Raw genomic sequence first — 13,931 nt, 5'->3', positions numbered from 1 at the left:
TTGACGCCCATGAGGGTGGTCCGGTTCCTGATCCAGCCCATCTGGTCGCGCAGGGCGTCCCTTTGCGCCGTCCCCAGCGCGTTGACCGTGCTCCCAGCCGCCGCCGCCATGGCGCGGGAGGCTCCCGCGCGGTCGCCGCTGCTTTGCAGGGATAACACGGCGTTATACAGGGTCTTCAGCTGGGAGTCCACACCCAGGTTGAACCTGCCTCCCCAGAGGAGATTGGCGCCGGAGGTAGAATTGAAGGTTTCCGCCGAGGCGGCAAAGACATTATCCTGGCGTGCCGTCCCGGTCAGGATGATAGAGCTGCCGACTACCTCCAGTCTCAGGTCATTGTACATGGAACTGAGGATATCGTCCTGCAGGGTCACTTCCCCCAGGGTGGCCGTTCCTTCCGTGGAGGTGAACAGCGTCAGGGAGAGGTGTTCCATTTCCGACGTAGTCATGGCGTTCAGGTTGTGGGTTACTACTGTCGCTCCATCTTCCAAGGAGATGTTCCCTTGAGATTGGATGACCGGCATCAGAGCCGTCAGTTGATCCATGGTGGCCGCATCCAGATTAATAGTCAGGGTACCTCCGGACTGAACCGCCAGACCTCCGGAACCAAGTTCCAGCCTGCAATTGGGTGTTCCCGTGCTGCCCAGAGTCAGTCTTCCCTGGTCACCTACCGTAATTGCTCCATAGGAAACCGTTTCGGAAGAATGTTCCAGCAACAAGGTTCCGTTGAACACTTCTATGGTGTAGTCGGCGTTTCCTGTCCCGGCCAGCGTCTGCATGCCTCCGGACACCTTCAATGCGCCTCTGCCTGCCAGCGTGCCGGAGAAGGTTCCGGAGGAGGTTGTCGCCGAGGAGATGGAGAGGCTGCCTCCGTTCATGGACAGGGCGCCGAGGTTCCGTCCAGCCGGGCTTCTCCGCCCAGGGCCAGTTCCGCTCCTTCCCGGATGCGGAGGGAGCCGGTTCCGGTGATGGCTCCGTTGTTGATGCTGCCTGTTCCGGTCAGGTTGAGAGTTCCCTGGATGGTCAGGGTTCCTCCGGCTTCCGTGCCGGTGATGGTTCCGACTTCGGCGTTGCCGTTAATGGTCAGGCCGCCTCCTTCCAGAGTGAGGGCGTCCAGGGTGTTTGACGCCCCGTTGAGGACGATGGTTCCTTCTCGCAGGGCGAGGGTTTCCACGTCCATCGTTCCTCCGACCGTCAGCGTCCCGGTTCCTTCCTTGATGAAGGTGACCGCCTCGCCTCCGATGATGCTGCCGCCCATGATCGTATCCGTTCCTACCCGGGCCGGATCCGTCACTCCGGAATCAAGTTCGGGATTCAGAACGGCGTTGTCCAGAATGACGATGGCGTTTTCAGTCATGTCGGAGTTGGTGACCCTCAGGGAAGAGCCTTCCAGCCCCACCAGGTTCCGGACGTGAAGCCCTTCCCCGTTGTCCGGGGCTCCGGACAATGCCACGTTGAGGGACTTGCCGGAGTCCAGAACAACGGCCTTATAGGCGTCCAGGGCAGGGTAATCTGCAATGGAAGACGGATAGGAGCCTTCCCCTCCGGTTACCAGGTAAACCAGATTGGAATTACCGCTGATCAGCAAAGCTCCCCCGTCCGTTCCCGTGACGGCGTAGCCCAGAGAGGAAAGCAGCGGGCTGAATTGGAGCTGCTGCCTGTAAGTGTCCGCATCCGAGAAGGAAAGCGTGCCCGTCGTCAGCAGCAGGCGTACGCCTTCCGCGGAGTCTTTGGTAGTTTTAAGCAAATCCACCAGCGCCCCGTTACTCAAGTCGATTTCTGTTTCATTTCCCGTCAGTGTCAGGGAGGAAGCGCCAATCATCGCCTCCCCCGGCTCTCCGGCGGGAACGGAAACGTTGCCTGTTCCCAGCGTCAGGACAACTTTTTTGCCGCTCATGTCCAGGGCGGCGGCGTTGCCTTCTTCATCCTGAAAGTCCAGACGGGCCCCCGCGGCAAGAATGACGGAGGAGAGGGCGGAGGAAGCCAGCCCTTGCGTCGTGACGGTGTTTTGCTCTCCAGCCTCGACCTGCACGCCGCCCGCAGCGGCATACGCGCCGGCACGAGACAGCGTTCCGTTGGAAACCGTAATGCCGTTCGTCAGAGCCTGGCCGTTCATGTCCAAAACCCCGCCAGTGACGGTGACCGTGCTTAAGCCGAAGGCGGACGCGCTTCCGGCAACCAATGTCCCGTCTTCCACGATGGTGAGGCCTTCATAGGTATTGTTCCCGCTCATGGTCACCTGCCCGCCTTGCTGGGTAATGGTGCCCGTTCCTCCAATGACGTTGGCCACGGTCTGTTCCGAATCCACCGCGTATGTCAGGAAGGCGTCTCCCAGGCCGCCGAGCGTCACCGCTCCGGAACCGAGAGTGCCGGATCCTGTCAGAAGGAGGGTTCCTTCCCTGATCAGGGTCGCATTGGTATAGCTGCTCGCCTTCGTCAGTTGAAGCACTCCGTTCCCCTGCTTGATAAAGCTGGTTCCGTTACCTTCCTGGTTAACGACCACATCCAGCTTCAAATCCGCCGTATTGGTTTCGTCCAGCGCAAAATTACCGCGGGCGATATCAAAGACAGCCGTTCCGCCGCGGAGGGTCAGCCCGACAGAGGGAGCTCCCTCCGCCACGGAAAAGACGCTCATCCCGGCAGCGGACTGCTGCGTCACGATAGTATTGGTGCCGCTGAACAGGTCAAAACCGGCTCCCGAGCTGCTAGAGGCAGACATATTCAACATAATCCGGCTATTGTTGAACACCATCCTAGTGTTGGCCATGGTGGTATTGGGTCCGTCGACATTCCACGTGCCGCTATTCAGGGTCAACGTGCCGAAATTCCCATTGTTGTTGTAACCGAACGGATCGCCCGCGGTAGTGTTCAGCGTGCCGCCGTTCACTATCAAATCGCCGTAAAGGATGGATTGCTGTCCGCCTCCATTCTTGCCGAGGTTCAGAACCGCACCCTCTCCCACCGTCGTCATGCCGGTTTTCGTCTGGGCGGCGGAAACCGTCAGGGATGTTCCCGCCCCCGACACTTCCAGATTGATATCGGCTCCATTGGCCAGATCAACCCCGAGAGTATTGATTCCCCCGGAGACAAAGGCGATCGTTCCTCCATTGATCGTCGGCATGGCGTCTCCCAGAATATCCGCAATCCCTCCCGCAACGCCGATTTCCAGCCGTCCGGCCTCCTCCACGGTCACCGCCCCGGTTCCCAGGGCCTTGTTCGCCTTCACGGCAACGGTTCCCTCCTTGATGTTCACCGCGCCGGAGTAATCATTGTTGGAGTTGTTGAAGGTCACCTTTCCTTCACCCAGTTTGGTCATGGTTCCGTTCCCGGCAAGCTTGCCTCCATCGTTGGTCAGTTCCAGGTCCTGGCCGGTTCCGTTATTGAAATAAACAGCCTTGGCATTCACAACCCCCGTCAGGGACGCCGTTCCCGTATGCGTTCCGTCAAACAGGTAGGTCGTGGCATTGGTCACGGCTCCTATCGGGTTGCCGTCCCAGACCACCACGTCGTCCGCCATGCTGACGGAAACCGTCACCGTTTTGGCGGAGACATCCACATTGAAGGTTCCCTGGTACAGGCCGGCCAGCGTTCCGGTCAGAGACATCTCCTCGCCATCCGCGAAATTGCCGGCCGCCAGATTCTCCCAGGAAACCAGCGTGTACGTCCCCTCGCTCACGCTTTCATTGATATCCAGGCTGACGAGCGCCTTCTCGCCCAGGGACAGGTTGCTTACGGTCAGAGCCGCCCCTCCGGCGCTCAAAGCGTTTCCGTCAACCGCCAGGGAAGAGGCGTGCAGTGTTCCGGTCACGTTCTGCTGCCGCAGCGCCGTCACCCTGGCGGCGGAAGCGTTCAATGTTCCGGCCAGAGCCGTATCCGCATTCAGGTAAAGATTGTTCCCTGAAAGGTTCAGCGTTCCGGTAAAATCGCCAACATCGCCGCCCAGCGTCAGGGAGCCCGCGTTGTTGCGGGTAGTGACGGCCAGCGTTCCCGCACCGCCCAGTCCGCCGAGCATCTGCAGGCTGTCTCCTCCGGCGAGGGTCGCCGTTCCGCTGCCGGACGTTTCCACGGACACCTTGCCGTTAAGCGTCGCGGTTCCTGTGATTCCGGTAAAGACGTTCAGGACGGTCGCGGCGTTCGTCCCTTTCAGCGTGACATCCCCGTCCAGGGACACTCCCCCCGCCGCGGCTGCGGCATTCAAGCCGTTGAACGTCACCGTGACATTTTTTTCACTGCCGCCCAGCGTGACGCTGCCCTGCCCCCACGGGGTCAGCACCTGTCCGGCAGCGACGGAGGCTGTGCCGACATTATAAGTCAGGCTGATGTTACTACCGGTTCCGGCTATTTCCGTATCGCCGTCATAGGAATTCTTCACCCATCCCGTTTTAAAATTCCAGCCGTTGCCCCCAACATCGGAAATGATTTTCAGGCCGCCCGTTCCCGTGATGGCGGAGGTCAGCGTGGCATTATTTCCATTGCTGGAGCCGTCAATGACGGCATAGCCGCCTTCTCCGGCGCCCAGCCGGATTTGCATGTCGATGAGACGGTTACCGTTCCCGTTCAGCAGGCGCAGCTTGGAACCGTTCCCCATCGTCAATATGCCCGTGCCGGTGATGTTGGTGGCCCAGCCGGTCTGCATCACCGCGTTTTCTCCCAGGGTGATGTTCAGGTCGGAGCTTAACGTCCCCTCTGCCGCAACAGCGAGAGTGCCTGATTCCACCACCAGCGTCCCTCCCGCCGATGCGTTGAACGCGTCCCTGCTCAGGGACAGCGTGCCGTCACCCGTCTTGACGACCGTCCCGGAAATGCCTCCTCCCAGCGTGGCGTTGCCCGCTCCGATCACCAGCGAGCCGGCTCCGCTGTTAATCAGCTTGCCTCCGTAGGCGCCCGCCGCCAGATTCAGGCTGCCTTCTCCCGTGCGGGTGATGGTTCCCATCCAGCCGGCCAGGGATGCCCATGTGACGGCATTCCCGTTCGTATCCACCAGAACAGCGTTGGAAGCCAACGCGCCTGTCTGAATTTGTCCGGAAATGTCCGCCGTTATCCCAGCGCCGTATTTCAGAGAGCCTCCATTAAAGATGATGCTGCCGGCACCCAGCGCGGCGTCATGCCGCATTTCCACCGTGCCGCCGCCCAGCAGGACTTCTCCGGAAAAACCGGCGTTGTCCGTGGCGATGGACAAGGTTCCGCTGCCGGTCTTCTGCAGCTTGGAGCTTCCCACCAGGGAACCGGACCCCGTCCACGTATAACCGGTTGCGTCAGCATTGACGACGATCAGGCCCGGATTCACCTGCCCGGCGATGTTCACGGTCTGCGGCGCATTGCCTGCTACGTCACCGAAGATGACTCCGTTGCCGTTGGCAAAAGGCAATCCCGCATTCCAGGGGGAATCCCCCGTTCCTCCCACCGTCCACGTATTGTCTCCGCCGCCCGTCCAGGTCAGGGACGTGACCTGCGCCACGACGAATTTCAGGGTATTGTCCGTCGTGCTCCAGTTGCCGATGTATTCGGTCCCCAGCAGAATGGTATTGGCCAGATCCCCGGTGATGCCGCCCGTGGCATTAATCAGATTGTACGTGCCCGCGCTCCAGCTCACGCTGTCGCTGTTCTCCAGCAGCAGGCTGCCGTTCACCGTCAGGGCGCCGTTCAGGGCCAGCAGGGGATTGCCGTTCACCGTCATGTGAGTGGCGTCAATCCGCACGGCCGCTCCCAGGTTCAGTTTGCCGGTCATCGTATTCTGCCCCCCAAGGGACAGGACGCCGGCGGTCATGGACAGGCCGGCATTGCTGTCCACGGCGGAGACGTCCAGGCCCGCTCCCGCGGACAGGGAAAGGCCGCCGTACCCCGCGGAAATGCCGCCGATGGCCGCATTCCCCGTTACGGAAAGGTTCTTGTTCGTTCCCATTCCGGAGGCATGGCTGACAATGAGGGTGCCCCCTTTCAGTTCCACGCCGCCCGTGAAGGAAGAGGAATTGGCCAGGGTCAGCGTTCCGGAGCCGTCCTTGATCAAACGCCCGGTTCCACGGAATGCATTGTCACTGCCCGTGATCATGTTCCCTGCCCCGGTAATGGTCAGGGCGCCGTTCAGCTGGATATTATGAGTGTCGTCAGCAGTGATGGACATGGTGCTGCCGGCATTCACCACCTCCACGGCGCCGCCGCCCGCGGCGACTGTCAGGCCGTTCCCGAAGGTTCCGTCGCTTTCCTTGGTAATCTCCAAGCGCCCGTTGTTCAAGGTCCAGTACCCCGTATTGACGGCCATGGAACCCAGCCCCGCGCCGTTATAGGTATATTCTCCCACGCGCAGCACGCCGCCGTTGGTGACGGTTACCTTGTAGCGCGTATAATTATCCCCCGTCATGCTGAGGCTGGCTCCCGGAGAGCTCAAATCCAGCGTGGCGTTATTAATAGTCAGTGTTTTGGAGATTGGATCACTCCCGATTTTCTGCGTAGCCGCCGTTTTAATCCTGAAAACGCCGCCGCCGGTGATGGTGAGGCTGTTATTGCCAATATTGAACGCACCCTCCGCCTGGGTAAGCGTCTTTCCGGCCTCAATGGTCAGCGTCAGGTCGTTGGCGCCGATGGTCGTAGCCTCATTCCAGGTAACGTCCGTATCAAACGTCTTGTTGGTCGTAATGGTGAGGGGATCAGCCTGAACAGAGGCGGACAACGCAGCGCAGCAGGCAAGAAGAGCGGACAACAAGTTGACAGGCAGATGAAGCTTCATAAAAAATAACTAATAGTCAATATGTTCAACACGACGTAATTTTTTCAACAGAGATAAAATACGCTATTAACCATATGCAATATCGGATTCGAAATCCGCAAATGATGCGAATTAACCCAGATAATGATTAAAATATTAATAATGCCGATTCTTGAAACTGGTATCCCCGTTTTTTCTCTTTCCCCTTTCAGGCCGTTCCATGCTTCCTAAAGGGCTTGGCCTCAAAAATGGTCATTGACAACGGATTTCGAATCCGTCCGGTTATTTAACCTGTTTCTCCCAGCAAGAAAACCCCGCATGCAGGAAAAAATGATTTCTTGTCTTGCATTTCTGCGGGAGCGCCTGTATAAGCCTTCCCGTCCCCGCCGCAAGGCAGGGACGGGTAGCTCAGTTCGGTTAGAGCGCCAGCCTGTCACGCTGGAGGTCGCGGGTTCGAGCCCCGTCCGCTTCGCCACCTTGTTCAGAAGAAACAGCCGCCTCCGGGCGGCTTTTTTCGTCCAGAAAACCTGAATTCCGGAAAACAGGCCGCCCCCCCCGGGAACGTTTTACTGGAAAAAGGGGTTGGACTTCAGTAGAATGGGGGCCAGCATTACAATCATGAGCATACTTTCGGACCGTCTTTCCGCGGAAATACTGCAGGCCCGCCAGCGCGTCTACACCGTTGGCGAGCCGACTCCTCTCCAGCGATTGAATCTGCCGGGCATCCAGGCCCCGGTATACGCCAAGAGAGAGGATCTGGGGCCCATCCGGGCCTATAAGTGGCGCGGCGCGTTCAACTGCATGGCCGCATTGAGCCAGGAAGCCCGTGACAAGGGCATTGTGGCGGCTTCCGCCGGCAATCACGCCCAGGGCGTGGCGCTGGCAGCCAGAGTGCTGAACTGCCATGCCACCATTTTCATGCCGCGCTCCACGCCGGAAGTGAAGCAGACGGAAGTGCGCCGCCACGGCGGCAGGCATGTGAAGATCATGCTCCATGGGGACTGCTATGACGAGACGGCCGCCGCCGCCCATGAATACACGGAAACTCATGGCTGCACTTTTGTCCATCCTTATGACGACCTGGTGACCATGGCCGGACAGGGAACGCTGGCGGACGAAGTGGTGATGAGCGGAGAAGGCCCTTTTGACCGCGCGTACGTCGCCATCGGCGGCGGCGGACTGGCCGCCTCCGTGGCGTGCTGGCTGAAAAAATTCTGGCCCCGCATCAAGGTCATCGGCGTGGAAGGCATCGACCAGGCGTCCATGAAAACTTCCATTGAGCAGGGACGCCGGGTGAATCTGGATTACGTGGATGTCTTCTGCGACGGCACAGCCGTCCACATCCCCGGAGAATTAACCTATCCCCTTTGCCGGGAACTGGTTGACGAGTTCGTGACCGTGACCAATAATGAGGTCTGCCAGGCCATCCGGGCCATGTGGGAATCCTCCCGCGTCGTGCCGGAACCATCCGGAGCCATGAGCCTGGCAGGATTCCTGAAACAATGGAACCGGGGCGAAGTAAAGCCGGAGGAAAAGAGCTTCGTGGTCATTTCCGGAGCCAATATGGATTTCACCCACCTTACCCAGATTGCCCGGCAGGCGGGCATCGGCAACCATGAAACGCGCTATCTGCGCATTTCCATGGATTCCAAGCGCGGACAGGTGCTTAAATACCTGCGCCACATTCCGCAGGATACGACGCTGGTGGATGTGCAATACGGCAAAACGGAGGGAAACACCCAGCACCCCGTGTTCGGCATTGCCGCTTCCGATGAAGACCTGGATACCATCCGCACGACACTGAAAAAGAAAGGAATAGAATTCGAAGACATCAGCGAGGACGACGACGTGCGCTTCCGCATGATTCACTACCAGCCGGAACTGTGTCAACACCCCCTGTTCGTCCACATTGAATTTCCGGAACGCGCCGGCGCCTTTCTTGACTTCATGGAACGCATCGCGGATCTGGCTTCCCTCTGTTATTTCAACTATACCTACACCGGGGAACGCGTAGGCCGCGCCCTGGTGGGCATGGAATTTGATACAGCGGAAGACCGGGAAACCATCCGGAAACGCATGGGCGCCTTTTCCAAAAACATTATCAGGTCCATTCGGGAAATTTCCCCCGAGGCTTTCCAGAGGATCATGGGAAGCAGACAGTTGACAGGCAATCATTGACAGCCCATCATCCAGGGAGCTTGAGAAAAATCGGCTCCCTGTTTTTCATGACCGCTTTTTTCTCCCATGATTCCGCCCGTCATCCTGGCCTCCCAATCGCCCCGGCGGCGTGAATTGCTGGAGAAAACCGGCATTCCTTTTTCCATTATTGTCCGGGGCACGGAAGAACTGAAAGAGGCTTCCATGCCCCCGCAGGAACTCTGCCTGCACAATGCCGCCGCCAAGGCGGAAACCGTGTTCCGGGAACATCCGGATTCCACCGTCATCGGCGCGGATACGCTCGTTTTTCTGGAAGGCTTTCCTCTTGGCAAGCCGGAAGATGAAGAAGAAGCCCGGTCCATGCTCCGGAAGCTCTCCGGACGCACGCACCATGTCTGCACGGCGGTTGCCATCCGTTCCCCGCTGGGCATGAAAAACCTGGCCGTGCTGACGGAAGTAACGTTCCGGAAGCTGACGGAAAAAGACATCCGCCATTACATGGAACTGGTGGACGTGATGGACAAGGCCGGCTCTTACGCCTTTCAGGAACACGGGGAGATGATTATTTCCTCCGTGCGCGGGGATACGGACAACGTCATCGGACTGCCTGTCAGGGATGTGATGAAATGCCTGAACGACCTGGGATACCGGGTTTGACCCGTCCAGGAATCCGGACATTGTCTCCGGAAGAAAAGGCGTTTCCCGCCCCGAAACGGCCTTCGGAGCGCAAGGCAAAGCCCCAGGCTTCAGGAACAGGGGATTACCTGTCTGCCAGGAATGATTCCAGTTTATTGTAAAAGGCCACAGGAAGCACAGCTTCCAGCAAGGTCCCTTCCTCTACATATTCCGTAGAGAAAACCTTGCCTTCACTATGCATGGCGGCCACCAGGTCGCTGCGGGTATAGGGAATCAGGAACCGGGCGCGCCGGACACGGCTTTCCAGCATTTCCACGCAGGCATTCAGCAGGTCTCCCTCACCATTCCCTTCTTTCACGGACATGGGAACCACCCTGCCGCTGAAATGAGGCGCCAGCAGCGTTTCCAGGGCCCCGCGCCGTTCTTCCGGCACCAGGTCCACCTTGTTTAGAACCACGATCATGGGCTTGTCACCCGCACCCAGTTCGTTGAGAACCTCCAGAGTCGTTTCATAATGGCGCACGGCTTCCGGATCGGAAGCGTCCACCACCTGAATCAGGAAATCCGCCAGAACGGCTTCCTCCAGCGTGGACTTGAACGCTTCCACCAGACGGTGCGGAAGGTTGCGGATGAAGCCCACGGTATCCGTCAGCAGCAGCGGCTGCCCATGGGGAAGCTCTATCTTCCGCGTTGTGGTGTCCAGCGTGGCAAAAAGCATATCCCTGGCCATGACTTCAGACCCGGACACCAGGGACAGGAGGGAGGATTTTCCGGCATTGGTATAACCTACAATGGCGGCCGTGGCGACGGCCTGGCGCTCCCGTTCCTTGCGCTGCGTGGCGCGCTGACGGGTCACCAGGACCAGTTCCCTTTGAATAGCCTCAATTCTGGCGCGCGCCAGGCGACGGTCCACTTCAATCTGCTTTTCACCTTCCCCCCTGGCGGCTCCGCCGCCTCCCTTGCCGCCGCCGGAGCCCCCGCCCTGGCGGTCCAGGTGGTTCCACATGCGGGCCATGCGCGGCAGGGAATACTGCATGCGGGCCAGTTCCACCTGCAGGGTAGCTTCCCGTGTCCGGGCGCGCCTGGCAAAGATGTCCAGAATGACCTCTTCACGGTCAATGACGCATTCGTCAACAAGCCGTTCCCATTCCCTCTGCTGGGAAGGGGAGAGCATATTGTCAAAAACAACGCAATCCGCCCGGCAATCCAGCGCCAGCTGCTTCACTTCCTGCGCCTTTCCGGTGCCGCACAGGAATTTGGCGTGCATGTCCCTGGACTTGACGAGGTGCTTCCCTGCGATGCCGATGCCGAGATTGGAGACAAGGTCTTCCAGCTCATCCAGCATGGCCTGTTTTTCCCCGGCCTCGGAGGGATCGAAGTAAATGGAAACGAGCATGGCCCGTTCCACCATTTCCGGTTTTTCGCGGATTTCAAACATACAGGGAAGTTAACGGAACTGCTTGCTGGAGGTAGGCTGGTAATCCTTCAGAGCGAAGTCCGCGGGCTTATGACAATCACAACTGCATGAAGAGAGGAAGCCGGCCACGCATGCCAGCGTCAGAAAGCTGATCAGTCTCATGCGGCTATGAGACCCGCACGAAGTACCCTAGGCAAGCAAATTTTACTTCATCACCATTACTTTTCTCCAAATCCGGAACAAAGGCATTTGCCCGGACGGTTTTCCTTTTTTCCGGCCCGGGGGCAGCCGGCAAAACACGCGGCGGGGGCAGAAACCTGCCGGCGGCAGCAATCCGCCGCCTTTCAAGGGCCTTTATTCCCTTCCGGAATCAACTTGATTTTCCATCGTCTCCCGGCAGCCCTTCCTCCGCCTCCAGACTGTTCATCCATAAATTCCATTTTTCAATGAAAGAGCGGTCCATCTGAAGCAATGCTTTTTCCTGCTGTGCGGAGGAAATGGTTCCCGTCAGCCTGCCAAAAATAAGCAAAGGCTTGGAATACGTATCCTCCAGGGAAGAAAATTCCGCAGGCTGCTTCTGGCGGCATTCCCGCGCCAGAGCATGCAGGGAGTTGAACGGAAGCTCGTTCCAACTGACCTGGTACGCACCGCTTCCTTCCCGGCTGTCCTGAGGCTCCACGGTCAGCAGATGTCCCTTCATCCCTTTCAGGCGCACCCTGGAGCCATCTCTGAGCACCAGAGTTTTCCCCGGTTTCTTTTCCAACAGTACGGGCAAAAGTTTCTCCATGCGGGAGAACAACGGCAGCATCTGGTCCGTCATTTCCCGGCGCATGGCCAGACGGGCTTTCACCGCAGGAGAGGAAATGACTTTTTCAGCCTCTCCATAAACAGTGGAAACTTTCTCATAATCACCGGTTTCCTTCATGATGCCCTCCGCTTCCCGGCAGACGTCTTCATAACTTCTGGATTGGGCGGCCAGCAGGATTTCCCTCCTCTTTTCCTCCTCCAGTTTTTTTTGCATCTCTTCCGCCTTTTTCCTTTCAGACGCCTTCACGGCTTCCGCAGCCTCCCAGTCCCGCGCAGCCTGGTACTGCATCCTCAAATGATCCAGTATTCCTTCCAGCGCGGCATAAGCCGGAGACATGGAAGGAACTTCCCCAATGACCATCTGTTCCCGCAGGAAGTCCGCCGCGGACCGTTTGGCCTCTACTTCAGCCACCGTTTTTTCCGGCATGTCCTGAAGACGTTTCAAGCGCGCGTACTGGTCCGTATACTTCTCCAGGTTGCTGAGCCACGCGGAAGCCAGCTCACGGACGTTCCTGTCCCGGTCATCCGCCGCATCAGCGGCCACCCGGTCCAGAAAGCCGCCGTATTCCGTCCATCTCCCGGCAAAGTACCAGGATTTCAGCGCCATGCCCACATAATAATGCACGGCCAGGTCAGAATTGGAGCGCAGCCCCGGCATCCGGGAAGACCAGTCTGCGGAGCTCAGGTACATGACCAGGTTGCCAATATCCCTGGAACGTTCCAGTTCCTCAGGGTCCCCGCAGGCTTCCATCTTTCTGCCCAGTTCTTCCAGACGCTCCACCCCTTCCGGGAACTGGCCGCGCACCCACATGCACAGAACCTGGTTCAAACCGGCCCAAAGGGATGTGGACAGGGGGCAGTCCGGCTGAGCCGCCAAATCGCCGAACATGGCGGCGGCTTTCACCAGATCCCCACGGTTCAGGGATTCCTGGGCTTCGTTAAACAGTTTGCCGAAGCGTATGCTGCGCTCCAGCCGCGATTCCGCCGCCTCCCTGTCTTCCAAGGCTGCTTCCGCCGCAGGAGAAATAGGCGAAGGCGGAGTTACGGGAGAAGGAGCTCCATCCTCCCGCCATTCCGCCCATCCCCAAACGCCCAACGCCAGCGCCACTACGGAAACAATGGAGGAGGCAACGATGATGCGGCATTTCCTGCGCCGTGCGTGCCGGGCCTCCACCGCGCGCCGTTCCGCCCAGGTGAGACCGGATTCCTGCATGGCCCGGGCGTATTCCTCCTGCGCCTGTTCCACGGCATCTATCAATTCGGGATAGGAAGAGAACCTGTCTTCTTTATTAAAAGCCATCAGTCTGTCCACAATGAAACAGGTCATTGGAGAAATGTCGTTCACCACCTGCTCCAGGAGAGGGAGATCTTTCTTGTTCTCCAGAAGAATATCGGAAGACTGGGAAGCGTCCACACGGGGAGGCGCACCTGCCAGCAAATGGTACATGGTAGCACCCAAAGCGTACATGTCCGTACGGAAGTCCTCCTCTCCTCGCAACAGCGTTTCCGGCGCGGCGTAATAAGGAGTAACCCATATTTCCCGCTCCATGTCGGATTCGCTATGAAGCAGGGACAGGCCGAAATCCACGATTTTGGCGACTCCGTCGGGGGACAAAAGAACATTGGCGGGCTTGATATCCCTGTGCATAAGGCCCGCATTCCATGCGGCGTCCAGCCCGCGCACGATATCCAGCGTCAGGCGCAGCACCCTGTCTTCCGGCACACGTTCCTCCGCAGCAATCAGGGCATCCAGGCCATTGCCCTCCACCAGCTCCATGGCAATGTAAAAAAGGCCCTGGTCACGCCCAACGGCATAAAGCTGCACCAGGTTTTCATGGGAAACCCGCGCCATGATCCGGGCCTCCCGTTCAAAACGTTCGCAACGCAGGGCATCCCCGGCATAAGCATCATTCAGCACTTTCAGGGCCACTTCCCGCCCCAGAACGGCATCCTCCGCCCGGAACACCACGCTCATGCCGCCTTTTCCCAGTTTTCCGGTAATACGATAAGGCCCCATGCGCGTTTTTACACGCGTCAGCGCCTGGCAGCCCGGGCAAATGGCGTTGGCGTACGGAGGCAGCAGGGAAACATCCATGGGCTGTCCGCACGCCGGGCAATTGACGATGTTTTCTTTCTGGGGAACCATGAACGCAGGGCGGCGGAACGGGAATCAGAAAAAAGGAAGGAGGAAAAATGGCGCGGATTGTCCGCCCC

General features: G+C 58.7%; 6 protein-coding genes, 1 tRNA gene and 1 pseudogene. 3 read left to right on the top strand and 5 right to left on the bottom strand.

Annotated elements, in window-relative coordinates:
• Positions 1 to 875, bottom strand: a pseudogene (locus tag BHW66_RS01915) (autotransporter domain-containing protein); the annotation flags it as partial.
• Entirely contained in the window at positions 872 to 6,721 is a 5,850-nt protein-coding gene (locus BHW66_RS01910) for an autotransporter-associated beta strand repeat-containing protein (RefSeq protein ID WP_286688835.1), read from the bottom strand. The gene BHW66_RS01910 and the pseudogene BHW66_RS01915, both read right to left, overlap by 4 nt.
• Positions 6,722 to 7,096: 375 nt before the next feature.
• Here BHW66_RS01910 and BHW66_RS01905 point away from each other — a divergent pair.
• The 3 genes from BHW66_RS01905 to BHW66_RS01895 all read left to right on the top strand — a co-directional run bounded on the left by BHW66_RS01905 (position 7,097) and on the right by BHW66_RS01895 (position 9,514).
• A tRNA-Asp gene (locus tag BHW66_RS01905) sits at positions 7,097 to 7,175 on the top strand.
• Between the two features lie 143 nt (positions 7,176 to 7,318).
• Positions 7,319 to 8,878, top strand: coding sequence for a pyridoxal-phosphate dependent enzyme (locus BHW66_RS01900; protein ID WP_164917386.1), 1,560 nt, complete (start codon positions 7,319 to 7,321; stop codon positions 8,876 to 8,878).
• 66 nt (positions 8,879 to 8,944) lie between these two features.
• Positions 8,945 to 9,514, top strand: a complete 570-nt coding sequence (locus BHW66_RS01895; RefSeq protein WP_102734886.1) for a Maf family protein — start codon at positions 8,945 to 8,947, stop codon at positions 9,512 to 9,514.
• A gap of 103 nt (positions 9,515 to 9,617) precedes the next feature.
• Here BHW66_RS01895 and hflX read toward each other — a convergent pair whose 3' ends face one another.
• The 3 genes from hflX to BHW66_RS01880 all read right to left on the bottom strand — a co-directional run bounded on the left by hflX (position 9,618) and on the right by BHW66_RS01880 (position 13,812).
• A complete protein-coding gene (gene hflX, locus BHW66_RS01890; RefSeq protein ID WP_102734887.1) occupies positions 9,618 to 10,931 on the bottom strand; it encodes a GTPase HflX in 1,314 nt (437 codons plus the stop codon).
• Positions 10,932 to 10,940: 9 nt separating this feature from the next.
• Positions 10,941 to 11,072 (bottom strand): hypothetical protein, encoded by a 132-nt coding sequence (locus BHW66_RS01885; RefSeq protein WP_012419640.1) that lies wholly within the window; start codon positions 11,070 to 11,072, stop codon positions 10,941 to 10,943.
• Between the two features lie 208 nt (positions 11,073 to 11,280).
• Positions 11,281 to 13,812, bottom strand: a complete 2,532-nt coding sequence (locus BHW66_RS01880) for a serine/threonine-protein kinase (protein ID WP_286688834.1) — start codon at positions 13,810 to 13,812, stop codon at positions 11,281 to 11,283.
• Positions 13,813 to 13,931: the final 119 nt, after the last annotated feature.

The sequence above is a fragment of the Akkermansia sp. 54_46 genome, from assembly GCF_001917295.1.
Classification (GTDB): domain Bacteria; phylum Verrucomicrobiota; class Verrucomicrobiia; order Verrucomicrobiales; family Akkermansiaceae; genus Akkermansia; species Akkermansia muciniphila.
The sequence above is the reverse complement of the archived record's forward strand: the minus strand, read 5'-3'. Positions and strand labels throughout refer to the sequence as shown.

Excerpts from the sequence above, each read along its gene's own strand:
- BHW66_RS01880 (WP_286688834.1), bottom strand. The coding sequence starts at position 13,812 with ATGGATGTTTCCCTGCTGCCTCCGTACGCCAACGCCATTTGCCCGGGC.
- BHW66_RS01885 (WP_012419640.1), bottom strand. The coding sequence starts at position 11,072 with ATGAGACTGATCAGCTTTCTGACGCTGGCATGCGTGGCCGGCTTCCTC.
- BHW66_RS01895 (WP_102734886.1), top strand. The coding sequence starts at position 8,945 with ATGATTCCGCCCGTCATCCTGGCCTCCCAATCGCCCCGGCGGCGTGAA.
- BHW66_RS01910 (WP_286688835.1), bottom strand. The coding sequence starts at position 6,721 with ATGAAGCTTCATCTGCCTGTCAACTTGTTGTCCGCTCTTCTTGCCTGC.
- hflX (WP_102734887.1), bottom strand. The coding sequence starts at position 10,931 with ATGTTTGAAATCCGCGAAAAACCGGAAATGGTGGAACGGGCCATGCTC.
- BHW66_RS01900 (WP_164917386.1), top strand. The coding sequence starts at position 7,319 with ATGAGCATACTTTCGGACCGTCTTTCCGCGGAAATACTGCAGGCCCGC.